Origin of the sequence: Amycolatopsis sp. DSM 110486, assembly GCF_019468465.1 — a bacterium.
Classification (GTDB): Bacteria; Actinomycetota; Actinomycetes; order Mycobacteriales; family Pseudonocardiaceae; genus Amycolatopsis.
This window is the reverse complement of sequence record NZ_CP080519.1, coordinates 2,148,552-2,173,358: the sequence shown is the minus strand read 5'-3', so window position 1 is coordinate 2,173,358 and position 24,807 is coordinate 2,148,552. Positions and strand designations below refer to the sequence as shown.

The 24,807-nt window shown below is 70.7% G+C and carries 25 protein-coding genes and 1 riboswitch; of the genes, 11 read left to right on the top strand and 14 right to left on the bottom strand.

The window, feature by feature from the left end; translation table 11 throughout:
* Positions 1-89 precede the first annotated feature (89 nt).
* Together K1T34_RS10480 and K1T34_RS10475 are read right to left on the bottom strand one after the other, a co-directional pair.
* Positions 90-590 carry a methylated-DNA--[protein]-cysteine S-methyltransferase gene (locus K1T34_RS10480; RefSeq protein WP_220244079.1) on the bottom strand — a complete coding sequence of 167 codons (501 nt, stop codon included), beginning with the start codon at positions 588-590 and terminating at the stop codon, positions 90-92.
* Complete coding sequence (locus K1T34_RS10475; RefSeq protein WP_220244078.1) at positions 587-2,017, bottom strand: DNA-3-methyladenine glycosylase 2 family protein; 1,431 nt, start codon at positions 2,015-2,017, stop codon at positions 587-589. Before K1T34_RS10475 ends, K1T34_RS10480 begins: the two co-directional genes overlap by 4 nt.
* A 102-nt stretch (positions 2,018-2,119) precedes the next feature.
* Between K1T34_RS10475 and ychF the strand changes: the two genes are divergently transcribed.
* Entirely contained in the window at positions 2,120-3,202 is a 1,083-nt protein-coding gene (gene ychF / locus K1T34_RS10470; RefSeq protein WP_220244077.1) for a redox-regulated ATPase YchF, read from the top strand.
* 25 nt (positions 3,203-3,227) lie between these two features.
* Positions 3,228-3,548: a hypothetical protein gene (locus tag K1T34_RS10465; protein ID WP_220244076.1), complete on the top strand. Its 321-nt coding sequence runs from the start codon at positions 3,228-3,230 to the stop codon at positions 3,546-3,548.
* 129 nt (positions 3,549-3,677) lie between these two features.
* Here K1T34_RS10465 and K1T34_RS10460 read toward each other — a convergent pair whose 3' ends face one another.
* Both K1T34_RS10460 and K1T34_RS10455 read right to left on the bottom strand, forming a co-directional pair.
* Positions 3,678-4,085 carry a hypothetical protein gene (locus K1T34_RS10460; RefSeq protein ID WP_220244075.1) on the bottom strand — a complete coding sequence of 136 codons (408 nt, stop codon included), beginning with the start codon at positions 4,083-4,085 and terminating at the stop codon, positions 3,678-3,680.
* 417 nt (positions 4,086-4,502) lie between these two features.
* A complete protein-coding gene (locus K1T34_RS10455; protein WP_220244074.1) occupies positions 4,503-4,790 on the bottom strand; it encodes a 4a-hydroxytetrahydrobiopterin dehydratase in 288 nt (95 codons plus the stop codon).
* Between the two features lie 33 nt (positions 4,791-4,823).
* Positions 4,824-4,937, top strand: a riboswitch (TPP riboswitch).
* A gap of 23 nt (positions 4,938-4,960) precedes the next feature.
* Here K1T34_RS10455 and K1T34_RS10450 point away from each other — a divergent pair.
* The 3 genes from K1T34_RS10450 to K1T34_RS10440 are packed head-to-tail and all read left to right on the top strand — an operon-like array spanning position 4,961 to position 8,646.
* Entirely contained in the window at positions 4,961-6,019 is a 1,059-nt protein-coding gene (locus K1T34_RS10450; RefSeq protein ID WP_220244073.1) for a thiamine ABC transporter substrate binding subunit, read from the top strand.
* Positions 5,995-7,635 (top strand): iron ABC transporter permease, encoded by a 1,641-nt coding sequence (locus K1T34_RS10445; RefSeq protein ID WP_220244072.1) that lies wholly within the window; start codon positions 5,995-5,997, stop codon positions 7,633-7,635. The genes K1T34_RS10450 and K1T34_RS10445 overlap by 25 nt, the downstream gene beginning before the upstream one ends.
* Positions 7,636-8,646 (top strand): ABC transporter ATP-binding protein, encoded by a 1,011-nt coding sequence (locus K1T34_RS10440; protein ID WP_220244071.1) that lies wholly within the window; start codon positions 7,636-7,638, stop codon positions 8,644-8,646. It begins immediately after the preceding gene.
* Positions 8,647-8,658: 12 nt separating this feature from the next.
* Here the strand turns inward: K1T34_RS10440 and K1T34_RS10435 are convergent, their stop codons facing one another.
* The 3 genes from K1T34_RS10435 to K1T34_RS10425 are packed head-to-tail and all read right to left on the bottom strand — an operon-like array spanning position 8,659 to position 11,638.
* Positions 8,659-9,537, bottom strand: a complete 879-nt coding sequence (locus tag K1T34_RS10435) for an ABC transporter permease (RefSeq protein ID WP_220244070.1) — start codon at positions 9,535-9,537, stop codon at positions 8,659-8,661.
* On the bottom strand, positions 9,534-10,547 hold the full coding sequence (locus K1T34_RS10430; RefSeq protein WP_220244069.1) for an ABC transporter ATP-binding protein: 1,014 nt from the start codon (positions 10,545-10,547) through the stop codon (positions 9,534-9,536). Before K1T34_RS10430 ends, K1T34_RS10435 begins: the two co-directional genes overlap by 4 nt.
* Positions 10,544-11,638 carry a sigma-E factor regulatory protein RseB domain-containing protein gene (locus K1T34_RS10425; protein ID WP_220244068.1) on the bottom strand — a complete coding sequence of 365 codons (1,095 nt, stop codon included), beginning with the start codon at positions 11,636-11,638 and terminating at the stop codon, positions 10,544-10,546. The genes K1T34_RS10430 and K1T34_RS10425 overlap by 4 nt, the downstream gene beginning before the upstream one ends.
* 145 nt (positions 11,639-11,783) lie before the next feature.
* On the opposite strand from K1T34_RS10425, the gene K1T34_RS10420 reads away from it, so the two are divergent.
* The 3 genes from K1T34_RS10420 to K1T34_RS10410 are packed head-to-tail and all read left to right on the top strand — an operon-like array spanning position 11,784 to position 14,238.
* Positions 11,784-12,494, top strand: coding sequence for a response regulator transcription factor (locus K1T34_RS10420; RefSeq protein ID WP_220244067.1), 711 nt, complete (start codon positions 11,784-11,786; stop codon positions 12,492-12,494).
* Positions 12,491-13,822, top strand: a complete 1,332-nt coding sequence (locus K1T34_RS10415; RefSeq protein ID WP_220244066.1) for a cell wall metabolism sensor histidine kinase WalK — start codon at positions 12,491-12,493, stop codon at positions 13,820-13,822. Before K1T34_RS10420 ends, K1T34_RS10415 begins: the two co-directional genes overlap by 4 nt.
* Before the next feature lie 23 nt (positions 13,823-13,845).
* Entirely contained in the window at positions 13,846-14,238 is a 393-nt protein-coding gene (locus tag K1T34_RS10410) for a (deoxy)nucleoside triphosphate pyrophosphohydrolase (protein ID WP_220244065.1), read from the top strand.
* Between the two features lie 61 nt (positions 14,239-14,299).
* On the opposite strand, the gene trpS is transcribed toward K1T34_RS10410, so the two are convergent.
* Positions 14,300-15,265, bottom strand: a complete 966-nt coding sequence (trpS, locus tag K1T34_RS10405; protein ID WP_220244064.1) for a tryptophan--tRNA ligase — start codon at positions 15,263-15,265, stop codon at positions 14,300-14,302.
* Between the two features lie 207 nt (positions 15,266-15,472).
* Between trpS and K1T34_RS10400 the strand changes: the two genes are divergently transcribed.
* On the top strand, positions 15,473-15,772 hold the full coding sequence (locus K1T34_RS10400; RefSeq protein ID WP_220244063.1) for a YciI family protein: 300 nt from the start codon (positions 15,473-15,475) through the stop codon (positions 15,770-15,772).
* Positions 15,773-15,899: 127 nt separating this feature from the next.
* Here the strand turns inward: K1T34_RS10400 and K1T34_RS10395 are convergent, their stop codons facing one another.
* Positions 15,900-16,067 carry a hypothetical protein gene (locus K1T34_RS10395; RefSeq protein WP_220247896.1) on the bottom strand — a complete coding sequence of 56 codons (168 nt, stop codon included), beginning with the start codon at positions 16,065-16,067 and terminating at the stop codon, positions 15,900-15,902.
* Between the two features lie 230 nt (positions 16,068-16,297).
* On the opposite strand from K1T34_RS10395, the gene typA reads away from it, so the two are divergent.
* Both typA and K1T34_RS10385 read left to right on the top strand, forming a co-directional pair.
* Entirely contained in the window at positions 16,298-18,226 is a 1,929-nt protein-coding gene (gene typA / locus K1T34_RS10390; RefSeq protein ID WP_220244062.1) for a translational GTPase TypA, read from the top strand.
* A 260-nt stretch (positions 18,227-18,486) separates the two neighbouring features.
* Complete coding sequence (locus K1T34_RS10385; protein ID WP_220247105.1) at positions 18,487-20,211, top strand: ABC transporter family substrate-binding protein; 1,725 nt, start codon at positions 18,487-18,489, stop codon at positions 20,209-20,211.
* Positions 20,212-20,230: 19 nt separating this feature from the next.
* Here the strand turns inward: K1T34_RS10385 and K1T34_RS10380 are convergent, their stop codons facing one another.
* The 5 genes from K1T34_RS10380 to K1T34_RS10360 form a co-directional block, all read right to left on the bottom strand.
* Positions 20,231-20,602 (bottom strand): tetratricopeptide repeat protein, encoded by a 372-nt coding sequence (locus K1T34_RS10380; RefSeq protein WP_255638435.1) that lies wholly within the window; start codon positions 20,600-20,602, stop codon positions 20,231-20,233.
* A 159-nt stretch (positions 20,603-20,761) separates the two neighbouring features.
* Positions 20,762-21,793, bottom strand: coding sequence for an ABC transporter ATP-binding protein (locus K1T34_RS10375; protein WP_220244061.1), 1,032 nt, complete (start codon positions 21,791-21,793; stop codon positions 20,762-20,764).
* Complete coding sequence (locus K1T34_RS10370; protein ID WP_220244060.1) at positions 21,793-22,878, bottom strand: ABC transporter ATP-binding protein; 1,086 nt, start codon at positions 22,876-22,878, stop codon at positions 21,793-21,795. Before K1T34_RS10370 ends, K1T34_RS10375 begins: the two co-directional genes overlap by 1 nt.
* Positions 22,875-23,828 carry an ABC transporter permease gene (locus K1T34_RS10365; protein WP_220244059.1) on the bottom strand — a complete coding sequence of 318 codons (954 nt, stop codon included), beginning with the start codon at positions 23,826-23,828 and terminating at the stop codon, positions 22,875-22,877. The genes K1T34_RS10370 and K1T34_RS10365 overlap by 4 nt, the downstream gene beginning before the upstream one ends.
* Positions 23,821-24,801 (bottom strand): ABC transporter permease, encoded by a 981-nt coding sequence (locus K1T34_RS10360; protein WP_220244058.1) that lies wholly within the window; start codon positions 24,799-24,801, stop codon positions 23,821-23,823. The genes K1T34_RS10365 and K1T34_RS10360 overlap by 8 nt, the downstream gene beginning before the upstream one ends.
* Positions 24,802-24,807: the final 6 nt, after the last annotated feature.

The following is a 24,807-nucleotide window of genomic DNA, read 5'->3' as shown; positions in this document are numbered from 1 at the left end:
CTGATGTGCCAGCCGGTCAACCGAACGGCCGCATTCCGAGCCCAGGCAGCTGCCGTGGTCGCGAATGGCTGGTGGGTCGCCGGCGTAGGTCAAGTGGCCTCGTGCGTGAGCAGCCAGCGCTTCGCGTCCGTGCCCCAGCGGAAGTTGCCCACCGCGCCGCCGGTGCGGACGACGCGGTGGCAGGGGACGAAGAGAGCGGCGGCGTTGCGGGCGCAGGCCGACGCGGCGGCGCGGACGGCCGTGGGGCTGCCCGAGAGCGTGGCGTACTCGGCGTAGCTCACCGGGCGGCCCGGCGGGACCTTGCGCAGCATGTCCCACGCGTGCTGGCGGAAGGCGCCGGAGCGTTGGCGGACCTTGATGTCGTCGACGGCGTCCAGTTCGCCCGCGTGGTAGCGGCGCACGGCCGTGGTGACGGGGCCGAGGTCGCGGCGCTGGGTGAGCGTGGCCGGGGACAGGGACGGGGAGATGAGCGTGGTCAGCTCGGCGACGTCGGCGGTCCAGCCGGAGGCGAGGACGGCGCCGTCGCCTGCCACCACGGCGGTGAAGGGGCCGATTTTGGTGTCCACAGTGGACCAGAAGGCGGTGCTCACGAGCGGTTCTCCTCGGGGTCGAAGACCTGCAGGTAACGGGTGGCGTACGAACTCCACGGCCGCCAGCCGCGGGCCGCGCCGGGCAGGTCGAGGCCGAAGGCGGCGGCGGAGCGGCGCACGGCGGGGTCGGTGATGAGCAGGACGTCGGGGGCGCCGAGCACGCGCATCAGGACGTAGTCGGCGTCGATGCCGAACGAGAGCAGCTCCGCCCGCAGCTCACCCGGATCCCGGCCGACGTGCGGGTCGAGACTGCCGTCCGCCAATGCCGAGGCGACCGCCTTGACGTGCGGTTTCACCTCGGCGGCGGCCACGATCTCGGGCGTGGGGAACAGCGTCGTCAGGGTGTCCATCGGCGGCTCACCGGGCGGCACCCGGGGGCCGAGCGCGGCGACGGAGGCGGCGGACGGGCCGAGCGCGGCGCGCAGGACCAGCTCCGGCCCGTCGACCGCGCCGGGCACGCGCAGGCCCGGCACCTTCGTGACCAGCGGCGCGAGCACCGGATCCGCGCCGAGAACGCGTGCGACGGCCTCCGGATCCGCGTCGAGGTCGAGCAGCCGCCGGACGCGGGAGACCGCGCTGCCGAGGTCGCGCAGGTCGGTCAGCGCCAGGTCGCAGCGGACGTGGTCGGGTTGCGGGCTCAGCCAGACCAGGCCGGGGCCGTGGGAAAGCCGCAGCGTGCGGCCGTAGCCGGTGATGCCGTCGGCGCTCTCCTCGACGGCCTCGACGCCCGGCAACGCACGCGATGCGTGGTAACGCAGCACGCCCTGTGCGTCGAACGGCGCGCGGAACGGCAGGCGCAGGCTCAGCCGCGTCGAGCCGGTTGGTTCGGCGCGGCGGCCGCGACGCAGTGAAGCCGCGCGAAGCTGCGAAGGCGTCGTCGCGAAGACCTCGCGGATCGTCTCGTTGAACTGCCGGATGCTGGAGAACCCGGCGGCGAACGCGACGTCGGTCAGCGGCAGCGCCGAGAGCTCGATGAGCAGCCGCGCGGAGTGGGCGCGGTGGGCGCGGGCGAGCGCGAGCGGGCCGGCGCCCAGCTCGGCGGTGAGGACGCGGCCGAGCTGGCGGTCCGAGTAGCCGAGCCGCCGCGCCAGGCCGGGCACGCCTTCGCGCTCGACGAAGCCGTCGGAGATCAAGCGCATGGCGCGGGCGGCCAGGTCGGCGCGGACGTTCCAGTCGGGCGAACCCGGCACGGCGTCGGGCAGGCAGCGCCGGCACGCGCGGAAGCCGCTCGCCTGGGCGGCGGCCGACGTGGGGAAGAACCGCACGTTCCGGGCCTTCGGCGTGATCGCCGGGCACGACGGGCGGCAGTAGATGCCGGTGGTGCGCACGGCCATGATGAACTGGCCGTCGAACCGCTGGTCGCGGGCGGTGACGGCCCGGTAGCAGCGCTCGGTGTCGCGCCAGAGCGGGGCGGTCTGGGTGGCCATGTGGTCGATGGTGCCAGCAGGTCGGGGGCTTGGCTGGCGGGAATCCGACACGGCGTTACCGGGTCGGCCGGGGCGTTTGCCGGGCACGTAGACTCAACTGTCGTGAGTCTGACCCTCGGTATCGTCGGCCTGCCCAACGTCGGCAAGTCCACCCTGTTCAACGCGCTGACGCGCAACGACGTGCTCGCCGCGAATTACCCGTTCGCGACGATCGAGCCCAACGTCGGCGTCGTCCCGCTGCCGGACCCGCGGCTCGACAAGCTGGCGGAGATGTACAGCTCGGAGAAGATCGTGCCGGCTGTGGTGTCCTTTGTGGACATCGCGGGCATCGTGAAGGGCGCGTCCGAGGGTGCCGGGCTGGGCAACAAGTTCCTCGCGAACATCCGCGAGGCCAACGCGATCTGCCAGGTCATCCGCGTGTTCGACGACCCGGACGTGGTCCACGTCGACGGCCGCATCGACCCGTCGAGCGACATCGAGACCATCAACACCGAGCTGATCCTCGCCGACCTGCAGACGCTCGACAAGGCCCTGCCACGCCTCGAGAAGGAGGCGCGCACCAAGAAGGAAGCGCGCCCGGCACTCGAGAACGCGCAGCGCGCCAAGGAAATCCTCGACGCGGGCCGCACGCTGTTCCAGGCGCAGAAGGAAGTGGACTTCGAGGCGCTGCGTGAGCTGAGCCTGCTGACGACGAAGCCGTTCCTGTACGTCTTCAACGCCGACGAGGGCGTGCTGACGGACTCCGGTCGCCGCGACGAGCTGGAGAAGCTTGTCGCTCCCGCCGACGCCGTCTTCCTCGACGCGAAGGTCGAATCCGAACTGCTCGAGCTCGACGACGAGGAGTCCGTGCGCGAGCTGCTGGAGTCCGTCGGCCAGGCCGAGCCGGGCCTCAACGCCCTCGCCCGCGCCGGCTTCCACACCCTCGGCCTGCAGACCTACCTCACCGCCGGCCCCAAGGAATCCCGCGCCTGGACGATCCCCAAGGGCGCCACCGCCCCCCAAGCCGCGGGCGTCATCCACACGGACTTCGAGCGCGGCTTCATCAAGGCGGAGATCGTGTCGTACGCCGATTTGATGGAGGCGGGCTCGATGGCCGCCGCGCGCGCCGCGGGGAAGGTGCGGATGGAGGGCAAGGATTATCTGATGGCGGACGGTGATGTGGTGGAGTTCAGGTTCAACGTCTGAGCTTCGCCGACCGTAATCTGGACGGGTGATCGACGAACTGGCTGCCGCACTCGAAGACCATCGTGCGACGCCATTTCCTTCTCCGGCGGTCCGTCGGGGCGCGGACTACGGCTCGGTCTGCGCGGTGATGATCGACGCCAACATCTACTTCCTCTCGAAGGCGGTGGCCGACGGGCACACGCTGCCGGATCAGCAGTGGGATTTTCTCGCGGACTGCGAGGCCAGGTTGCAGGACTCGCTGTCCGAGTTCCCCGAAGCGGGTCGGCCGTATTACGAACGCCTCCTGCGCATTGCCGATCTCGCGTTCAAGCGCATGAAGGAGCGTGCCGATGCTCGGCTTCCGTGATCTCGTGGAGTTCAACGGCTGAGCTTGAGGTGCAGACCTTCAGGCGTTGTCGTGGGCAGGGTGACTGCGAGTACGTCGAAGTGGCGTAGGTCTTTTCAGTTGTCGTGGTTCCCGCGACGGTGAAGTGGTTCAGCATTCGTTCTTCGGCAGCAGGCCCTGTTCGCACAGCCAGTCGCGCTGGGTTTCGCCGGAGGTTTTGCCGCGGCCGGGGCCGCCGGGGTCGAGGTAGCCCTGGTATTCCTTGCAGCTGGGGTTGAACTTGCGTGCGTTGACGGCTCGTTGACCGCAGCCGGGGCTGGTGTCGCGGATCCGGGGTTTGGGCGATGTCCGGGTGGTCCGTGGCGTGGAGGTCGACGTCGGCGGGGCCGTCGTAGGCGCCGGTGGGGTCGGCGAAGGTGACAGCGAGGTCGGCGAAACCGGAGCGGCAGGAGGCGCCGAGGTCGACACCGGCGCCGGCGGCGGGTCAGTGGGCCGTGCGCAGGACGCGGCAGCCAGGAACACCACGGCTGCCGCGCACGCGACGGACGAACGGTTCATGCCGAGTCGTCGGCACCGAACCGTCCGGTGTTTCGAAGGGTGAAAAGAAGGCTCAGCCCAGCAGGCCGAGCACCACCAGAACCGCCAGCGTGAACGCCGTGGCGAGCAGGGTGATCCAGGCGCGCTGGGTGGGCGAGAGGGTGGTGGGCGAGTTGTTCATCGCGTGTCCTAGCGGGGGCGGGGCGGGCGGATTCCGCTGGAATAGCGCGCTGATCAAGGGTGGTGTTACGGCCTGTGGTCGAGATCACGGTGGGCGCGGAAAGTGCGCCACAGGACCGCGCCGGCGGAGGCCACCATCAGGGTGAACGCGATGGTGCCGACGACGATTGCCTGGGTCATGAAAAGGGGTCCCTCCTCGTGGAACGTACGAAAGGGGGACGTGTCAGCCCGCGGAAGGTGTCGCGACAGTAGGGCGCGTCACACGGTGAGCGCGGCGTCGATCTGAGCGGCGAGGGCGAAGTCCTTCGAGGTGAGGCCGCCTTCCGAATGGGTGGAGAGGCGGAAGGTCACCGTGCGCCAGCGGATGTCGATGTCCGGGTGGTGGTCGGCGGCCTCGGCGAGTTCGGCGACGCGGACGACGTAGGCCACGGCGTTCGGGAAGGAAGACAGGGTCACCGAACGGGTGATCGTGGCGCCGTCGCGCTGCCAGTCGGGGACGGTGGTCAGGGCGGATGAAATCTCGGAGTCGCTCAGTAGTTGCGCCATGTGTCCAATGGTGAACCCGTTTGGGCTACGCTGCACGGTTGCCACGGGAGTCCGGTACGCCGGGCTGAGAGGCGGGTGCCCGAGACCCGCGACCGTTCGCACCTGAATCCGGATCATGCCGGCGCAGGGAGGCCTGCTCTCCTTGCTCACGGCGAAGTGCAGGAGGGCAGATGATTCCGCGGACCGCACGCACGGTGCTGGGCCTGGCCACGGTCACGGCACTGGCGAGTGCCTGCTCGCTGTCCGGCGGCAGCTCGGGCGGCGACGCCCAGCAGACCCCGACGGTCACGCTCGTCACCCACGACTCGTTCGTCGCGCCGCAGGACGTGCTCGACGCGTTCCAGCGCCAGTCCGGCATCAAGCTCAAGATCCTCAAGTCGGGCGACGCGGGGGAGCTCACCAACAAGCTGGTGCTCACCAAGGCGAACCCGATCGGCGACGTCGCGTTCGGCGTGGACAACACGTTCGCCTCGCGAGCACTGAACGAAGGCGTCTTCCAGGCGTACACGAGCCCCGAGGCCGACCGCGGGCCGCAGCGGTACTCGGTGGACCCACAGCACCGCCTGAGTGCCGTTGATGTCGGCGACGTCTGCGTCAACATCGACCCCGCGTACTTCGCGAGCAAGCACCTGCCGGAACCCAAGACGTACGACGACCTCGCCGACCCGAAGTACAAGGACCTCACCGTCGCCGAGAGCCCCGCCACAGCGTCGCCCGGGCTGGCGTTCCTGCTGGGCACCGTGGCGAAGTACGGCGAGCAGGGCTGGCACGACTACTGGGCCAAGCTCAAGGCCAACGGCGTCAAGGTCGACAGCGGCTGGGAAGAGGCCTACACGAAGGACTTCTCCGGTTCCTCGGGCAAGGGCCCGCGCCCGATCGTGGTCTCGTACGCGTCCTCGCCGGCCGCCGAGATCGGCGACGACGGCAAGCCGCGCACCAAGGCCCTGCTCGACACGTGCTTCCGCCAGATCGAGTACGCCGGCGTCCTCGCGAACACCAAGCAGGTACCGCAGGCCCAGAAGGTGGTCGACTTCCTGCTCTCGCAGCAGTTCCAGTCGACGGTCGCGGCCAACATGTACGTCTACCCGGCCCGCGAGGGCGTCGACCTGCCCGCCGGCTGGGCCGCGGCCGCGCCGCTGCCGCAGGACCCCGCGACTCTGCCCGCCGACCAGATCCAGGCCGGCCGTGAGAAGTGGATCGGTGAATGGCGCTCGCTCATGGGCGCGTAACGCAGGCGCAGACCGCGCGCACGGCGGGCCTGGCGCTGCTCGGCCTGCTGCCCGTCGCGTTCCTGGTCGTGTTTTTCGCCTGGCCGGTCGTCGCGATCCTCGGCCGTGGCTTCTCGGCGGGCGGCGTCGACACGGTCTTGGCCGACGCGCAGACTTGGCAGCTCGCCGCGTTCACGCTGGTCAGCGCCGCCGCTTCGACGGTCGTCGCCGTGGTCGCGGGGCTGCCGGTGGCGTACGTGCTCGCGCGTGTGAAGCTGCCGGGCGTCGGGCTGGCGCGCACGCTGGTGCTGGTGCCGTTCGTGCTGCCGACGGTGGTCGTCGGGCTCGCGTTCCGCGCGTTGTGGCCCGACGGTGGCGTGTTGCCGCTGGTCCTGGCCAACGCGTTTTTCAACGTCGCCGTGGTCGCCCGGACCGTCGCCGGGCTGTGGAGCTACCTCGACCCGCGGGCGACGGAGGCCGCCCGCGCGTTGGGTGCCTCGCCGTGGCGGGCCTTCCGCACGGTGACGTTGCCCGCGCTCGGTCCGGCCGTCGCGTCGGCCGCGGCGGTCGTGTTCCTGTTCTGCGCCACCAGTTTCGGCGTGGTGCTCATCCTCGGCGGCGGCCGCTACCGCACGCTCGAGACCGAGATCTACCTGCGCACGGTCGACCTGCTGGACCTCTCCGGAGCGGCTGCGCTGTCGCTCATCCAGTTCGCCGCCGTCCTCGCCGCGCTCGCACTCGGCGCGATCGCCCGAAAGCGCCGCGAGAACGCCGTGAAGCTCAAGCAGTCCGCTCCCCGGCGGCCGAGAAAAGGCGAATGGTGGACGGTCGGTGCCGCCACGGTCGTGATCGCGCTGCTGATGACGCCGATCGCCGCGCTGCTGGTGGAGTCGGTGTCCACACCGGACGGGTGGAGCCTCGCCGGGTTCCGCGCGCTCGCCGGCACCGGCACGGACGACGCGCTGCAGGTCAGCGGCTGGGTCGCCGCCAAGAACTCGCTCGCCGCGGCCACCGACGCGACGCTGCTCGCGATGACCGTCGGCGTGCTGGCCAGCGTGGTGCTCGTCGCCCTGCGCCGCGCACCCGGCCGCCTCGCCCGCGGCATGGGCGAGACGATGGACGCCGCCCTCATGCTGCCGCTCGGCGTCTCCGCCGTGACGGTCGGCTTCGGTTACCTCGTGACGCTCGACGCGCTGCCCGGCGACCTGCGCACGTCACCGCTGCTCGTTCCGCTCGCGCAGGCGCTGGTGATCATCCCGCTGGTCGTGCGGATGATCCTGCCGGTGCTGCGCGCCGTCGACGTGCGGCTGCGCCAGGCCGCGTCGACGCTCGGGGCTAGCCCGGCGCGCGTGTGGCGTGAGATCGACCTGCCGCTCACCGCGCGTTCGCTCGTCGCGGCTGCCGGGTTCGGCTACGTGGTGGCGCTCGGCGAGTTCGGCGCCACGAGCTTCCTCGCCCGGCCCGACGCGCCGACGTTGCCCGTGGCCGTCGCGACGCTCATCTCGCGCCCGGGCGAGCTCAACAACCAGATGGCGTACGCCGCGTGCGCGCTGCTCATGATCGTGACGGTGGCGGCCGTCGCGCTGATCGACCGGTTCGGCTCGGTTCGCGGGCACGGCACGGTGGGGGAGTTCTAGATGGCGCTCACAGTGCGGGATCTCACGGTCCACTACGGCTCGTTCGCCGCGGTGCGCGACGCGCGCCTCGACATCACCGACGGCGAGGTGCTGGCCCTGCTCGGCCCGTCCGGTTCCGGCAAGTCGACGCTGCTGCGCGCCATCACCGGCCTCGAGCCCATGACGTCCGGTTCCGTGAGCTGGGACGGCACCGACCTCGCCACCGTGCCCGTGCACCGGCGCGGGTTCGGGCTGGTGTTCCAGGACGGCCAGCTCTTCCCGCACCGCGACGTCGCCGCGAACATCGCGTTCGGCCTGCGCATGCACGGGATCCCCAAAGCGAAACACCGAGCGCGCGTCGAAGAGCTGCTGGAACTGGTGGGGCTCAAGGGATTCGAGCGTCGGCGCGTCACCGAGCTGTCGGGCGGCCAGGCCCAGCGCGTGGCCCTGGCCCGCGCCCTCGCGCCCGAACCGCGGCTGCTGCTGCTCGACGAACCGCTCTCCGGCCTCGACGCGGGGCTGCGTGAGCAGCTGGCCATCGACCTCGCGGACCTGTTGCGGCGCAGCAAAATCACCGCGCTGCTGGTCACACATGATCAAGAAGAGGCGTTCACGCTCGCCGACCGCGTGGCCGTGCTCGACGCCGGCGAGATCCGGCAAGAGGGCGCCGTGCGGTCGGTGTGGCGCAACCCGGCCGACGACGACGTCGCGAAGTTCCTCGGCGCCACGTCGTTCGTCGACGGGGTGGCCGCGGGCGGGGTCGTGCACACCGATCTCGGTGACGTCGTGCTCCCGGAGCCCGAAGACGGTCCGGTGCGGCTCGGTTTGCGGCCACATGCGTTGCGGGTGGCCGAAACCGGAGTGACCGGCGAGGTGACGGCCGCGGTGCACCGCCGGGAGCACCTCAGGCTGGTCGTGCGACTGTCCGAAAAGGACACCGTGGATGCCGTCGCCCCCGTCACGGCCGACTTGCGTGCGGGCGATCCCGTCCGGCTCGCACTGGACCCGGACGGGATCGCGATCGTCGGCTGAAACCCCTCGAACTCAGCCGTCTCGAGTGGCGAGCCGGCCGTAAGCCAGCGACAGCCCCACGATGATGTAACAAGCCGCCCGCAACGCACCTTCGGTGAGCATCGAGCCCGAGATCGGGTCGGTCAGCACTTCGGTCGGGGCCTCACTCCAGTTGCGCGTGAGCAGGAACGGGTGCAGCCAGTCGAGCGAAGTCAGGAACCCGAGGATCGTGAACACGATGTCGCCGGCCAGCACCGAGGCGACCACGAGCATCGGGTGTTCCGTCCAGCTCGACACGGCCAGCGCGACCGCGCCGACGGCCCACAGCTGCAGCACGATCCAGCCCGCCACGAGCAGGATCCGGCCCAGCGCCGCCCCGAGCGACAACGTCGTGCCCGACAGCGTGAACAGCGATCCGGTGCCGTTGATGATCAGCCCCGTCACCACGCCCGTGACGCACATGGCCAGCACCGCGACCACGCACACGACCGCCACGCCGATGGCCTTCACCACCAGCAGCCGGCCGCGGCTGACGGGCGCGACGAGCCATGCGCGCAACGTGCCGTGGGCGGCTTCGCCGGCGAGCGCGTCGGCGCCGGCCATGGCCGAGGCCAGCGGCAGCAGCAGGGCCAGCGTCATCGTCAGCGCGGCGATGGGCAGCACCAACGCGTTGTTCACGGCCGACGCGAGCAGTGCCGCGTCGCCGTCGGCCGGGCCGCCGTCGGGCCCGCTGTCGCCGACGAGCGTGAGGCCGATGCCGATCACGATCGGCACCACGGCCAGCAGCCCGAGCACGGCCAGCGTGCGCGGGCGCCGGAAGATCCAGCGCAGCTCGGCCGCGACGAGGCGCGGCAGCGGCACCGTGTCGTGGCCCGTGCGGCTCACGGGCGCCGTGAGCGTCGCGGTGGTCATGCTTCCCCCTCGGATTCGGAGCCGACCGACCCGTCAGAGCCTTCGGTGAGCCGCGCGAACAGGTCCTCCAGCCCGGTTCGCGCGCGAGTCGCCTCGTGCACCTCGACGCCGGCGCCCACGAGCACCTGCAGCACCCGCGGCGCGGGCGTGGCGGTGAGGTCCGCGCGGACGCCGTCGGGCGTGAGCCGCGCCCCGATCCGGTTCTCCCGCAACACTTCCACCGCGTGTTCCGCGTCGGGCGTGCGCACGAGCAGCGCCGCGTTGCCCGACTCCAGCAGCTCCGCCAGCTCGCCCTGAGCCACGACCGTGCCCGACTGCAGCACGGCGACGTGGGTGCACGTCGCCTCCACCTCGGCGAGCAGGTGCGAAGACACGAGCACGGTGCAGCCGTCGGCGTGCAGCTCGCTGATGATGCGGCGGATCTCGCGCGTGCCGGCGGGGTCGAGGCCGTTGGTCGGCTCGTCGAGGATCACCATCCGGCGCGGCACGAGCAGCGCCGCGGCGAGCCCCAGCCGTTGCTTCATGCCGAGCGAATAGCCCTTGTAGCGGCGGCGCGCGGCGACCGTGAGGCCCACGCGTTCCAGCGCCCCGTCCACGGCCGCGGGGATCGCCCCCGACGCCAGCCGCGGCTCGGCGGCCGCGAAGCGCAGCAGGTTGTCGCGCCCGGAGAGGAACGGGTGGAAGCCCGGGCCCTCCACGAGCGCGCCGACGTCGGGCAGCGCGTGCGGCGCGCCGTCGGGCATCGGCCGGCCGAGCAGCTCGACCTCGCCCTCGGTGGGCCGCACGAGGCCCAGCAGCATGCGGATCGTGGTCGTCTTGCCCGAGCCGTTGGGGCCGAGCATCCCGAGCACGGCCCCTTCGGGCACGTCGAGGTCGACGTGGTCCACCGCGACCGTGCCGCGGTAGACCTTGCGCAGCCCGCGCGTGCGCGCGGCGAGCGGGACCGCCGGGGCGGACACCTCCTGGGAGATGCCCGCCCCGGCTACCAGCGCACTGGTCGTGTCGGTCACTTCTGGCCCAGCGCCTCGTACAGCACCTGCTCCGGCACCGCACCGGCGGCGAACCGCCCGTCGTCGGTCAGCACCGCGCCGCCGACCTTGGTGGTGAACAGGTAGCCGCTGCCCCAGGTGCCGTTCACGCGCTTGGCGAAGCGGCTGAGCAGCTGCTGCGGGTCGGCGTTTCGGCCCTCGGCCCCGGAGGCGCCGGCCGGCTTCTTGCCGGACAGCGCATCGGCCGGCACCTTGCCCGTGATCACGGTGTCCCAGCCGTCACCGACGAGCTTGGTGTCCTGCTTGGCCTCGTCGGCCAGCGCCTTGGTCTGGTCGTCGACCTTCGCGGTCTTCTCCGTGACCTTGGCGCCCTGCGGCGGCGTGAAGGTGAACAGGTCGGCCGACTGCGGCGCGAACTTCACGTCGGTGAACGCCACCTGCAGCGCCGGCGCCGTGGTTCCGTTGCTCAGCACGGAAAGCCGCAGCGGCATGCGCGTCTGCGAGTCCACGGCCACGCGGATTTCGCGCAGCAGCGTGCGTTCGGTCGGCTTCGGGGTGAAGACCAGCTCGTAGGCCGGCCGGTCGGCGACGTTCGCCGTGCCGTCCACGGAGACGGTGCTGTTCTCACGCACCTTGGCCAGCAGTTCCTTGGTCGCCGTGGCCGGGTCGGCCAGCTCGCCCGCGCCCATGTCGTGCTGGGTGGCGACGTCGGCCGGGATGGTCGTCTTCGTGGCCGAGTTGTTGCTGGAGTGGTAGTCCCACACGGTGGTGCCGTCGCGGACGATCGTCTCCTGCGAAGCGCCGTTGGTCAGCGAGATCTTGGCCTTGCCGGTGCCGTCGCTGAACACGTGCGCGGAGTCGACGTTCAGCGCGCTCATCCCCGGGATCGCGCCGCCCACGGCCGGCAGGCCGAGGTCGTTGCTCACGCTGACGGTGCCGTCGAACGGACCGGGGTCGGCCGTCATCACCGACTGCACCAGGTCCTCGGCGCTGATCGCCGGCAGCTTCGGCGCGTCTCCGGCCGAAGCCGGCATCGCGACCACCACGAGCCCCCCGACCCCCAGAGCGGTGCCGACGACGGCCGCGGTGATGGCCTTCTTCTTCGGATCCATGTCGTCTCTCCCTGTGTTTCCGAGCCCCAGTGTGCTCGGCTCCCGGAACCGACGCTTCCCTCTCGAGGCTGAGATACCCCTGAATGCTCGGCCTCCGCGGCTGAGATCGCGCTGAGAGCTCGCGCACGACCTGCGCAAACCGGCCATGATGAAGTTCGTGAAACCTCGGGTGCTGGTGGTCGACGACGAGCCGGGCGTGCTCAAGGCGCTGCAACGCGGCCTGCGAGCGGAGGACATGGACGTGGTCACGGCGGCCGACGGGCCGTCCGGGCTGCGGCTGGCGCGCACCGGCGCGTTCGACGTCGTGCTGCTCGACATCATGCTGCCCGGCCTGTCGGGCTACCGCGTGCTGCAGCAGCTGCGCGCGGAGAACGTGACGACGCCGGTACTGCTCGTGTCCGCCAAGGACGGCGAGATCGACCAGGCCGACGGGCTCGACCTCGGTGCCGACGGTTACCTCGTGAAGCCGTTCTCGTTCGTCGTGCTGGTCGCGCAGGTGCGCGCGGTGCTGCGGCGCGCCGGGCCCGACGCTTCGCGCGGCACGCTGCGGCTCGGCTCGCTTGAGGTGGACCGCGCGTTGCGGCAGGTGCGCTGGGACGGCACCGAAGTGCCGCTGTCGCCGCGGGAGTTCGGGCTGCTGGAGGTGCTCGTGAGCCGCGCCGGCACGGTCGTCACGAAGGACGAGCTGCTGCGCGCGGTCTGGGGCGAGGAGCAAGCCGTGACGCGCAACCTCGTCGAGGTCTACGTCGGTTACGTGCGGCGCAAGCTCGACGCGGTCGGCGCCGGCGCGCTGCTGCGGACCGTGCGCGGCCACGGCTACCTCGCGTCCGACGCGCAGCTGGACGAGGTCATGTGATCGGCACACCGTCCTGGTGGCGGGGCCGTTCGCTGCAGGTCCGGATCACGGTGCTGGCCACCACGATCACGCTGGCCTGCCTGCTCGGACTCGCCACGCTCGCCGCCAGCCGGCTCGAACCGCTGCTCGTCGACTCCGTGGACCACGAGCTCACGGCCGCGCTCGGACCCGCGTCGGCCTCGGTCGCGGCGGGCCGGCCGCCGGCGGGCGCGGACCCGGTTTCGGTGCGGGTGCTGGACATCTCGGGCGCGCCGGTCGACGGTCAGCCGCGGCCACCGTTGAGCGGCGACGCGATCGGGCAGCTCAAGGCGGGCGTGCCCGTGCAGACGGACGGCGACCGCTGGCGAGGCCAGGTCGTGAGCGGGCCGGACGGCAGCCAGCGGCTGGTCGTCGCGGGCGCGGGCCTCGTCGGGTTCGCCGCGGCCGTGCACTCCGGTGGGTTGTGGCTGGTGATCGTCGCGCTGGTCGGCGCCGTGGTGGCGGGGCTCGCGACCTGGCTGCTGGTGCGCTTCGCGCTGCGGCCGGTGGCCCGGATGCGTGGCCTGGTGCGTTCGTTACCGCCGGGTTCGCGGCTGCCGCTGCCGACTTCGCACGACGAGCTGCGCGCGCTCGCCGAGGAGTTCAACGCGTTGCTCGCCCGACAAGAAGAAGTGAGTAGCCGGCTTCGCCGCTTCACCGGCGACGCGGCGCACGAGCTGCGTTCGCCCGTCGCGTCGATCCGCGTGCAGGCCGAGGTGGCCGTGACGAACCCGGATCCGGAGCTGGCACAGGAGACGCTCACGGACATCCTCGCCGAGGCCGAACGCCTGTCGGCCCTGCTCGACGGCCTGCTGTCGCTGGCCCGTTCCGACGCCGGCGAGGTGCCGCCCGCCGAGCCGGTGGAGCTGGTCACGGAGGTGCGGGCGGCCGTGCACCGGCTGCCGGCCGGCGCGCCCGAGGCGCGGGTGAGCGCCGCCGTCGCGCAGGCGTGGGCGCTCGCGACGCACTCGGAGGTGGAGCTGGTGCTCGACAACCTCCTGCGCAACGCCTGCCGCTACGCCACCGGCCAGATCGTGGTGTCCGTGCTCGCCTCGCGGTCGGACGTGCGCGTGGTGGTGGACGACGACGGGCCCGGCATCGCGCCCGAGCACCGCGCCAAGGTGTTCGACCGCTTCTACCGCGTGGCCGACGACCGCGCCCGCTCGTCCGGCGGAACCGGCCTGGGCCTGGCGATGGTCGCCGAGGCCGTGCGCCGGCGGGGCGGGCGCGTGCGCGTGGGGGAGTCGCCGGACGGCGGTGCGCGCTTCGAGGTCAGGTGGCGTGCGGATCGGGCCGCGGCAACCGGGTGAACGCCGTGCGGGACACTGGGCCGATGGACGGGGTCATCGTCGGGGCGGCGCTGGTGCGTGACGGGAAGTTGCTCACCCAGCAGCGGGCGTGGCCGCCGCACCACGCGGGACAGTGGGAGTTGCCGGGCGGGCGCGTCGAAGAAGGTGAGACCGACTCGTACGCGCTGGCTCGCGAGTGCCAGGAGGAGCTCGACGTCGCCGTCACGGTGGGCGGGCGCGTCGGCGACGAGGTGCCGTTGCCGGGCGGGAAGGTGCTGCGCGTGTACTCCGCCGCGCTGATCTCCCCGGGCGACGAACCGCGGGCGGTCGAGCACACGGCCTTGCGCTGGGTCGGGCCGGACGAGCTCGACGACGTCGACTGGCTGCCGGCGGATCGCGGGCTGATCCCGGCGTTGCGCGCGCTGCTGATCGGCTGACTTTCACCCACGGCCGGGGGCGGGTTTCCCTTGGGAGTCAAGGAAAACCCGCCCGAGCTCTTCAGCCGGCGCCGATGAGGCGAAGCGCCGAGGACAGCCGGTGGTCGCCGCGTTCGGCGGCGCGGATGGCGCCCGCCTTGCGGACGCGTTCGAGCTCCGCCGTGTCGGCGAGCAGGGCCATCGTGCGTTCACGAACCGGGCGCAGCTCTTCGATCACGGCGTCGGCGACGGCGTCCTTGAGCACACCGTAGGACGGGTACTCGTCGGCCAGCCGGTTCGGATCGCGGCCGGTGCAGGCGGCGAGGATGTCCAGCAGGTTCGCGATGCCCGGCCGGCTTTCCGGCGCGTACGCCGGCACGGACCCGCCGTCGGTGCGTGCGCGACGGATCTTGCGGCGCACCGGGTCCGGCTCGTCGAGCACGAAGACCACGCCCGCGGCGTCGTGCGCGGACTTGGACATCTTGCGCGTCGGCTCGGCCAGGTCCTTCACGCGCGCACCTGTGGGCGGCAGCACGGCCCGCGGCACGGTGAACACCTCGCCGTAGGTCGAGTTGAACCGCTTGGCCAGCGCGCGGGCGAGCTCCACGTGCTGGCTCTGGTCCTCGCCGACCGGCACGTCGGACGCGCCTTGCAGCAGGATGTCCGCGGCCATCAGCACGGGGTAGGTGAGCAGGCTCAGCCGGACGCCGGCCTGGCCTTTCGCCTTCTCCTTGAACTGGATCATCCGCGCGGCCTCGCCGTAGGAGCAGGTGCACTCGAGGATCCACGTCAGCGCGCCCAGCTCCTTCGCGATGTCGGACTGCACGAACACACGCTCGGGGTCCACGCCTGTCGCCACCATCACGGCCAGCTGCTCCGTCGCCAGGGCGCGCAGCTTCGCGGGGTTGTGCGCGGTGGTCATCGCGTGCAGATCGGAGACGAAGAACAGGTCGTCCGGCTCGCTGTCGGACGCGAAGCGGCGCAACGCGCCTAGGTGGTTGCCGAGGTGCACGTGGCCGGACGGGGTGATGCCGGATAACTGGACCACTGGGGTTCCTCTCCTGGGTGTGTGCCCCGGGAGGAGACCCGCCTGACAAGCGAGAAGGCCGCCCACCGGGGCGGCCTTCGCTGGAGTTCAGCGCAGAGCAACGGGGCCGCCGGAGGGCGGCCACCACTGGGTGCTGTGCGCGAACATGGTGAACACCTTAGAACACTTGCGGGTGCCGTGGCGCGGAACCGGGTTTACCGTCGAGACATGTTCGTCGTCTTGCTCACCTACACCGCGCCCATCGAGGAGATCGACCTGGCGCTGCCGGACCACGCCGAGTGGCTCGGCAAGCAGTACGACCACGGTCATTTCCTGGCCTCCGGCCGCCAAAACCCGCGCACGGGCGGCGTCATCATCACGCGCCCGATGGCTCGCGGGAAGCTCGACGCCATCCTGGCCACGGACCCCTTCGCGACGCAGCACCTCGCGCACTACGAGGTGATCGAGTTCTCACCGACGAAGACGGCACCCGAGTTGCGCCTGGTCAACGAGGCCGTGGCGCACTGATCAGGGTGTTCGGCGGCAGGAGATTTCGGTCACTCTGAACCGGGGCGAACGGGCCGTCGCGGGGAGAAGCCGGGCCGCGAACGGCGGGTGAAGCCTCTCGGAACACTTGCCGCTGCGAAAGTGGCGCTCAAGCCGCTTTCGCGAGGTCCGTTTTCGCCTTCTTCAACGCGAGCACCGGACACTTCTTGCACCTCGAGGACGACCGGCAGCACTTCTTCTTCACCTTGCCGGCCTTCATCAGCTTGCGGACGACCCCAGCAGGGGTGTCCGGCTGCTTCTTGTCCTTTTTGCCCACGGTGGGCTCCCACGTCCTCGGCGGCACTTCCTGAGGTTCAGGTTAGGTGAGCCTAACCGATCATGGGGCGTGGCGGTCCTCACACTTCGGCAACAGGTATCCTTATGAAGTCCGCGTGTGGCCAAAGCCGGTCACGATGCCGGTTGAGGTGGCGAAGCCGTTTTGGCAGAGGTCACCGCTCCGCCCGCGACGCGGCCACCCACCCGCCTTCGTAGTTCAGGAGTCTTCGCGTGCCCGCAGCCAGCGCCACCGCAGTCGAAACCGGCCGCGCGTCCGGCAAGACCCGGCCCGACCTGCGCAACGTCGCCATCGTCGCACACGTCGACCACGGCAAGACGACCCTGGTCGACGCCATGCTCAGGCAGTCCGGCGCCTTCGCCGAACGCGCCGAGCTCGTCGACCGCGTCATGGACTCCGGTGAGCTCGAACGCGAAAAGGGCATCACCATCCTCGCGAAGAACACCTCCATCCACCGCCAAACGCCCGACGGCCAGGTCACGATCAACGTGATCGACACCCCGGGCCACGCCGACTTCGGCGGCGAGGTCGAGCGCGGCCTGGCGATGGTCGACGGCGTGGTGCTGCTCGTCGACGCGAGTGAGGGCCCGCTGCCGCAGACCCGCTTCGTGCTCCGCAAGACCCTCGAGGCCGGCCTGCCGGTGATCCTGGTCGTGAACAAGACCGACCGCCCGGACGCCCGCATCTCCGAGGTCGTCGAGGAGACCCACGACCTGCTGCTCGAGCTCGCGAGCGACATCGAGGACGCCGACCACGACGCGATCCTCGACCTGCCCGTCGTCTACGCCTCCGCGCGCGCCGGCAAGGCCGGCCTCGAGCAGCCCGCCGACGGTGAGGTCCCCGACAGCGAGAACCTCGACCCGCTGTTCGACACGCTGCTCCAGCACGTGCCGCCGCCCGCGGCCGACCTCGACGCGCCGCTGCAGGCGCTGGTCACCAACCTCGACGCGTCCAACTTCCTCGGCCGCATCGCGCTGATCCGCATCCACGCCGGCAAGCTGCGCAAGGGCCAGACCGTGGCCTGGATGCGTGAGGACGGCTCGGTGCAGAACGTGCGTATCTCCGAGCTGCTCGTCACCGAGGCGCTCACCCGCGTGCCCGCCCTCGAGGCCAGCGCCGGCGAGCTCGTGGCCATCGCGGGTATCCCCGACATCACGATCGGCGACACGCTGGCCGACGCCGAGACCCCGGTGGCGCTGCCCCGGATCACCGTCGACGAGCCCGCGATCTCGATGACCATCGGCGTGAACACCTCGCCGCTGGCGGGGCGCAACGGCGGCGACAAGGTCACCGCGCGCCTGGTCAAGGCGCGTCTTGACCAGGAGCTGATCGGTAACGTCTCGATCCGCGTGCTGCCGACCGAGCGCCCCGACACCTGGGAGGTGCAGGGTCGTGGCGAGCTGGCGCTGGCCATCCTCGTCGAGCAGATGCGGCGCGAGGGCTTCGAGCTCACCGTCGGCAAGCCGCAGGTGGTCACCCGCGTCATCGACGGCAAGCTGCACGAGCCGTTCGAGCGCCTGTCGATCGACTCGCCGGAAGAGCACCTCGGCGCGATCACGCAGCTCCTGGCCTCGCGCAAGGGCCGCATGGAGCACATGGGCGGGCACGGTTCCGGCCGCCTGAAGCTCGAGTACGTGCTGCCGGCGCGTGGCCTCATCGGCTTCCGCACCGACTTCCTCACAGAGACCCGCGGCACCGGCATCGCGAACCACGTGTTCGAGGGTTACTTCCCGTGGGCGGGTGAGATCCGCACCCGCCACAGCGGCTCGTTGGTCGCCGACCGCACAGGCCCCGTCACCGCGTACGCGATGATCCAGCTGGCCGACCGCGGCACCTTCTTCGTCGAGCCGGGCGCCGAGGTGTACGAGGGCATGGTCGTGGGCGAGAACCCGCGCTTCGAGGACCTCGACATCAACATCACCAAGGAGAAGAAGCTGACCAACATGCGTCAGTCCTCCGCCGACGTGATGGAGACGCTGGCCCGCCCGCGCAAGATGGGCCTGGAAGAGGCCCTGGAGTTCTGCTCGGTCGACGAGTGCGTCGAGGTCGCGCCGGAGGTCGTCCGCGTCCGCAAGGTCACGCTGGACATCGGCACCCGGGCCAAGGAGCGTTCGCGCGCCAAGAGCCGCGAAAACGGCTGACGGTTTTTCTCGAAGGGCGCCTCTCCCCTCGCCGGGGCGGGGCGCCCTTCGGCGTTCACGGGCGGGTCGCGCGCCGGTCACGATGCCGCGCCGCTGATCACGAACGGGAACCAGGCGGGGTTCCCGCACGTCCACCGGTTGGCGGTATCCACTCCGGTGTCGGCCGGTCCGGCCGGATGTGGGAATCTCGGTGCCGAGCAGCCTCCGGCGTGGCAGCATGTCGGCTCGGACCGCGGGAAATCGGGAGGGTACGCGTGCGGATGGGACGCAAGGCGGCGCCGGTGCTGGCGCTCGCGGGGGCGCTCCTCGCCGCGTGCTCGAACACGCCACCGCCTCCGGTGGTGACCTCGGCGCCGACGTCGAGCACCCCGGCGCAGCCCACGGCGTCGCAGATCGTGGTGGGCGTCGACGACGTGGTGGGCGGCTACAACCCCCACACGCTCGCGGACTCGTCCACGGTCACCTCGGCGCTGTCGCAGCTGCTGCTGCCCTCGGTGTTCCGCCAGTCCGACGACGGCAAGCGCACGCTCGACAAGACGCTGATGACCTCGGCCGAGGTCGTGTCGCAGATGCCGTTCACGGTGAAGTACGAGATCCGCCCCGAGGCCTCCTGGTCCGACGGCGCGCCGATCGCCACCGAGGACTTCACCTACCTCGCCGACGCCATGAAGTCGCAGCCCGGCGTGATCGAGCCTGCCGGCTATCGGCTCATCAGCGACATCGAGTCGCGCGACGGTGGCAAGGGCGTCGAGGTCACCTTCAGCAAGCCGTACCCGGCCTGGCAGACGCTGTTCGACAACCTGCTCCCGCAGCACCTGCTCAAGGACTCACCGGGCGGCTGGCAGGCCGCGCTGGCGACGAGCTTCCCGGCCGTGGCGGGACCGTTCGCGATCAAGACCATCGACACCGCCCGCGGCGAGGTGACGCTGCAGCGCAACGACCGCTATTGGGACAAGCCCGCGGCCGTCGACACGCTGATCCTGCGCCGCTCCGACCCGTCGGGCATCGCGACCGCGCTGCGCAGCGGCAACGACCAGTTCTCCCTCACCCGCACCGACGCCAACGGCCTGCAGCTGCTCAACGACCTCGGCTCCGCCGTGAAGCTCACGACGCTGCCGCGGCCCATGGAGGCCACCGTCCTGCTGCGGCCCGTGAGCGCGGTGCTGTCGGACAAGCAGGTACGCCAGGGCGTCGCGGCCCTGCTCGACCGCGGCAAGCTCATCACGGCGGGGGCCATGGGCGGCCCCGCCGCCGCGCTGAAGGCCGACGCGCAGGTCATCCCGCCCACCGGCGCCGGCTACGCGCCCACGATCCCGGCCGGCCCGCCCGCCACACCGGACTTGGCGAAGGCCGAGGGCTACTTCAAGGCCGCCGGCTACACCAAGGAAGCCGGCGTGTGGCGCAAGGGCACCAAGACGTTGTCGCTGGTCATCGCGTCGCCGGGCGAAGAGGAGCCCTACGCGTCGATCGCGAAGGAGCTCTCGGACGAGCTCATCGCGGGCGGCGTGCAGGTCAACACCATCAACCCCGAGCCGCGTGACCTGTTCTCGACGCTGCTCGCCATGCCCGTGCTCAACGGCCAGCAGCAGGCCGGCCCCGACGCCAACGGCAACGTCGGCGTCGACATCGCCGTGGTCGGGCAGCCCGTCGGCGGAGACCCGGCCACGGTGCTCGCGTCCACCTTCGGCTGCGCCCCCGACCAGGCCACGCCGGACCCGACCAAGGCCATCGTGCCCGCCAACTCGGCCGGCCTGTGCGACGAAAGCCGCCAGGCCTCGATCGACTCGGCCCTCACCGGCTCGACGACGCTGGCAGACGCGCTGAAGACGCTGGAACCCGATCTCTGGTCGGCCAACGTGGTGATCCCGCTCTTCCAGGAAGCCGAGACCCTGGCCATCGGCAAGGGCATCTCGGGCCTGACGCCGGGGCCGCCGATGCTGGGGCCCTTCGGCTCCGCGGTGAACTGGACGCGCGGCACGAGCTGAGCACGCTGGCGGCCGCCGGTCAGCGCAGCCGGTCCGCGATCTGCTGGAGGCCTTGCCGGATCAGCTGCCCGTACTCGTCGTCGCCGAGCGCGCTGATCGTCGCTTGCGCTTCGCGCAGGTGCTCACGGGCTCGGTCGAGGTCGCCGAGCTTGCGGTGGCATTCGGCCAAGTTGAGGTGCAACGACGGAGACAACCCGGCCGCAGACAGCGTCAGTCCGGCCTCCGCCATGCGGGCGTCGGTCAGCTGCCCGGCGGCCGCCAGCGCGCGCTCGTCCCAGAGCAGTTCCTGCCGGACGTCGTCCTGGACGTCGGCCATCGAGTGCGCGAGCGTGCACCGGTGCAGCGGATCCCCTTGCACACCACCGATTTCGGCCCAGATCTCGCCGAACACCCCGGCGCGCGCCTTCCCGGTCGCCGCTGTGACCGAGCCGCACCGCCTCGCCGATCCGGGTGAGCGTGGGGTCCGTGATCACGGGTTTCTCCTTTGCCTCACAACGAAAACGCCCCGGCGCGCGCAAGCGGCACCGGGGCGTTTCTCGTCAAGACGGGCTCAGATCAACTGCAGGCTCTCCGCGAAGTGGCACGCCGTCGGGTGGCCCTGGCCGTGGTCGACCAGCAGCGGCTCTTCGGTGCTGCACTTCTTGCGGCCCGCGTCGTCGATCTCGTTGGCGAACTTCGGGCAGCGGGTGCGGAAACGGCAGCCCGAGGGCGGATTGGCCGGGCTGGGCACGTCGCCGGTGATGACGATGCGCTGGCGGGTGCGTTCCTTGCGCGGGTCCGGCACCGGGATCGCCGAGATCAGCGCCTGGGTGTACGGGTGCGTCGGGCTGGTGAAGAGGTCCTCGGAGGCCGCGGTCTCCACGATCTTGCCGAGGTACATCACCGCGATGCGATCGGACACGTGGCGCACGACGGACAGGTCGTGGGACACGAACAGGTACGACAGCCCGAACTCTGCCTGCAGGTCCTTCAACAGGTTGAGCACACCGGCCTGGATCGACACGTCGAGCGCCGACACCGGCTCGTCGAGCACCAGCACCTTCGGCTTGAGCGCGAGCGCGCGGGCGATGCCGATGCGCTGGCGCTGGCCGCCGGAGAACTCGTGCGGGAAGCGGTTGCCGTGCTCCGGGCGCAGGCCTACGGTCTTCATCAGGTCACGGACCTGCTGGCGGCCGCCGTTGTCGTAGAGGCCGTGGATGCGCAGCGGTTCGGCGATGATCTCGTTCACCGGCAGCCGCGGGTCCACCGACGCGTACGGGTCCTGGAACACGATCTGCATATCGCGGCGCAGGCGCTGCAGCTCGCGCTTCGACATCTTCGCCAGATCGCGGCCTTCGTAGGTGACCTTGCCGTCGGTCAGCGGCTGCAAGGCCAGCGCGATGCGGGCAGTGGTCGACTTGCCGCAGCCCGACTCGCCGACGAGCGCGAGCGTCTCGTGCGGGTAGATGTCGAACGACACGCCCGACACGGCCTGAACCGCTCCCGTCGTGCGGCGGATGACTCCGCCGCCGCGGATCGGGAAGTGCTTGACCAGGTTCTGCGCGGAGAGGACGGGCGTCCGGGTCGCCGTGGTCTCGCTCATCAGATCGTCTCCGTGTCGATCGCGGCGTCGACGGTGACCGGGACGGCTGCCGTGTCGGCCGAGGTGGGGCTGAACAGCTCGGCCGGGTCACGGCCGATGACCTGCTCGGTGAAGTGGCAGGCCGCGAACTGCGAGCCGGGGCCCGCCACCAGGGGCGGTTCCTCTTTATCGCAGATGTCCTGCGAGATCGGGCACCGCGGACTGAACGGGCAGCCCGGCGGCATGTTCTGCGTGGCCGGCGGCGAGCCGGTGATCGGCGTGAGCCGTTCGGTCTTCACGTCGAGGCGGGGCAGGCTGCCCAGCAGGCCCAGCGTGTACGGCATCCGCGGTGTGTAGAAGATCTCGTCGACGGTGCCGGACTCGACCACCTTGCCGGCGTACATCACGTGCACGCGGTCGGCCTGGCCGGCGATCACGCCGAGGTCGTGCGTGATCAGCACCATCGCCGCACCCGTCTCCTTCTGCGCCGCTTGCAGCGCTTCGAGGATCTGGGCCTGCACGGTCACGTCGAGCGCCGTGGTGGGCTCGTCGGCGATGATGACGTCCGGGTTGTTGGCCATGGCGATTGCGATGACCACGCGCTGGCGCATACCACCGGACAGCTGGTGCGGGTACTCGTCCGCGCGCTGCTTCGGGTTCGGGATGCGGACCAGGTCGAGCAGGTCGATCGCCTGCTTCTTGGCCACGTCCTTGCGCACGTTGTGGTGCGCGGTGATCGCCTCGGCGATCTGGTCGCCCACGGTGTACACGGGGTTCAGCGAGGTCATCGGGTCCTGGAAGACCATCGCGATGCCCTTGCCGCGGACCTTGTTGAGCTCTTTCTCGCTGGCCTTCAGCAGCTCGACGCCGCCGAAGCGGATGGAGCCGGAGATCCTGGCGGTGCGCGGCAGGAGACCCATCACGGCCATCGACGTCACGGACTTGCCGGAGCCGGACTCGCCGACGATCCCGAGCACCTCGCCGCGCTGCAGGTGGTAGCTCACGCCGCGCACGGCGTTGACCACGCCGTCGTCGGTCGGGAACTGGACGGTCAGGTCCTCCACCACGAGGACGGGGTCGCCGCCACGGGTGTCGTACTCGGTCATGCGCGCACCTTCGTCTGCTGGGGGTCGAACGCGTCGCGCAGGCCGTCCCCGATGAAGTTGATCGTCAGCGCGATCAGGATGATGAACACGCCCGGGAAGTAGAACAGCCACGGGCGGGTGTCGACAGCCGTCTGCGCGGTGCTGACGAGCAGGCCGAGTGACGTGTCGGGCGGCTGCACGCCGAAGCCGATGAACGACAGCGCGGTCTCGAGCAGGATGCCGATCGACACCAGGATCGTCAGGTTCACGATGATCGCGCCGAGGGCGTTGGGCACCAGGTGTCGGAAGATGATCCGCGCGTCACTCGCGCCGAGCGCCTTCGACGCTTCGACGAACTCCTTCTCGCGAAGCGACAGCACGACACCGCGGGCGACACGGGAGACGTAGGCCCAGTACAGGCCGGCGATGACCACCGCGATCAGCCACCACGTGCCACCGACCTGGTGGGCGAGCACCGCGGCAACTGCGAGCAGCGGCAGGGTGAGGATCAGGTCGGCGATGCGCATCAGGACCGTGTCGATCCAGCCGCGGTAGTACCCGGCGATCGAGCCCCAGATGGTGCCGACGATCGTCGCGAAGATCGCGATGAGCACGGAGATCTGCAGCGAGATCTGCGTCCCGCGCATCACCTGGGCCAGCGTGTCGTGGCCGACGGCGTCGGTGCCGAACGGGTGCGTGCCCGACGGCGGCGCGGAGTTGTCCTCGGAGATGTAACCAGGGGTGAACTTCCACACGAGCGGGCCGATGTAGGCGAACAGGACGATCAGGATGAACACGACGAGGCTGATCATCGCCAGCCGGTGCTGCAGGAAGCGCTTGAAGACAACCTGAGCCTGGCTGCGCTCCTTGACCGTGAACTCGCGTTCGGGAACCGTGTCGGGCTTTGTCGCGACGTCGAGGCGGGAGTCCGCGCCGGTCGGTAGTTCTTCGGTCGTCGATTCGTCACGCATAGCGGATCCTCGGGTCGAGCAGGCCGTAGAGCAGGTCGGCGATGAGGTTGAGCAGGATGATGAACGTGGCGGCGATGAGCAGCCACGCCTCCACGGCGTAGACGTCGCTCTGCCGGATGGCGTTCAGCAGGAACGTGCCTGCGCCCTGCCATTGGAACACGGTCTCGGTCACCACGGCACCGCCGAGGATCGCGCCGACGTCCAGCGCGGTCACTGTCGTCAGCGGGATGAGCGCGTTGCGCAGCGCGTGCCGGCGGGTCACCGTCCAGCGGGGCAGCCCCTTCGCACGGGCGAGGCGCACGTAGTCGGAGTTGAGGACCTCGAGCATCGACGCGCGCTGGAAGCGGCTCCAGGCCGCGTAGCTCGTCAGCGCGAGCGAGATGGTCGGCAGGATCAGGTGGCCGGCGACGTCGCCGAGCTGTGCCCCGAACCCGTCGGGTGTGATCACCGACGAGGAGCCGATCGTGTAGAAGATCTGGTCGCCCACGGAGGTGTTGATCCCGATGCCGATCTGCTTCAGCACGATGGCGAACCAGAACGAGGGCATCGACAGGAACAGGAAGCCGAAGAAGGTCGCGGTGTAGTCGAACTTCGAGTACTGGCGGGCCGCGCTGATCACGCCGATGACCACGGCGAGGATCAGGGCCACGATCATGGCCAGCGCGATCAGGCGCAGGGTCACGCCGAAGCGGACGAAGACCTCGTGGCCGATGTTCAGGTTCGACTGCACCGACGGGCCGAAGTCACCGCTGAAGACCCCGGTGATCCAGTGCCAGTACCGCTCGAAGATCGGCTGGTCGAGGTGCAGGCGGATCCGCTCGAGCTCGATCGTCTGAGGGGGCGGGGGCGGGTTTCTCTGGATCAGATAGCTCAACGGGTTGGCCGAGAGCGACACCATCACGAAGACGAGGAACGTCGACACGATGAGGATCGGCACCGAGACGAAGAGCCGGCGCAGTGCGAAGGCAAGCATGGAGGT

Excerpts from the sequence above, each read along its gene's own strand:
- K1T34_RS10475 (WP_220244078.1), bottom strand. The coding sequence starts at position 2,017 with ATGGCCACCCAGACCGCCCCGCTCTGGCGCGACACCGAGCGCTGCTAC.
- K1T34_RS10460 (WP_220244075.1), bottom strand. The coding sequence starts at position 4,085 with ATGAACCGTTCGTCCGTCGCGTGCGCGGCAGCCGTGGTGTTCCTGGCT.
- K1T34_RS10455 (WP_220244074.1), bottom strand. The coding sequence starts at position 4,790 with ATGGCGCAACTACTGAGCGACTCCGAGATTTCATCCGCCCTGACCACC.
- K1T34_RS10450 (WP_220244073.1), top strand. The coding sequence starts at position 4,961 with ATGATTCCGCGGACCGCACGCACGGTGCTGGGCCTGGCCACGGTCACG.
- K1T34_RS10445 (WP_220244072.1), top strand. The coding sequence starts at position 5,995 with ATGGCGCTCGCTCATGGGCGCGTAACGCAGGCGCAGACCGCGCGCACG.
- K1T34_RS10440 (WP_220244071.1), top strand. The coding sequence starts at position 7,636 with ATGGCGCTCACAGTGCGGGATCTCACGGTCCACTACGGCTCGTTCGCC.
- K1T34_RS10435 (WP_220244070.1), bottom strand. The coding sequence starts at position 9,537 with ATGACCACCGCGACGCTCACGGCGCCCGTGAGCCGCACGGGCCACGAC.
- K1T34_RS10425 (WP_220244068.1), bottom strand. The coding sequence starts at position 11,638 with ATGGATCCGAAGAAGAAGGCCATCACCGCGGCCGTCGTCGGCACCGCT.
- K1T34_RS10420 (WP_220244067.1), top strand. The coding sequence starts at position 11,784 with ATGATGAAGTTCGTGAAACCTCGGGTGCTGGTGGTCGACGACGAGCCG.
- K1T34_RS10410 (WP_220244065.1), top strand. The coding sequence starts at position 13,846 with ATGGACGGGGTCATCGTCGGGGCGGCGCTGGTGCGTGACGGGAAGTTG.
- K1T34_RS10400 (WP_220244063.1), top strand. The coding sequence starts at position 15,473 with ATGTTCGTCGTCTTGCTCACCTACACCGCGCCCATCGAGGAGATCGAC.
- K1T34_RS10385 (WP_220247105.1), top strand. The coding sequence starts at position 18,487 with ATGGGACGCAAGGCGGCGCCGGTGCTGGCGCTCGCGGGGGCGCTCCTC.
- K1T34_RS10375 (WP_220244061.1), bottom strand. The coding sequence starts at position 21,793 with ATGAGCGAGACCACGGCGACCCGGACGCCCGTCCTCTCCGCGCAGAAC.
- K1T34_RS10370 (WP_220244060.1), bottom strand. The coding sequence starts at position 22,878 with ATGACCGAGTACGACACCCGTGGCGGCGACCCCGTCCTCGTGGTGGAG.
- K1T34_RS10365 (WP_220244059.1), bottom strand. The coding sequence starts at position 23,828 with ATGCGTGACGAATCGACGACCGAAGAACTACCGACCGGCGCGGACTCC.
- K1T34_RS10360 (WP_220244058.1), bottom strand. The coding sequence starts at position 24,801 with ATGCTTGCCTTCGCACTGCGCCGGCTCTTCGTCTCGGTGCCGATCCTC.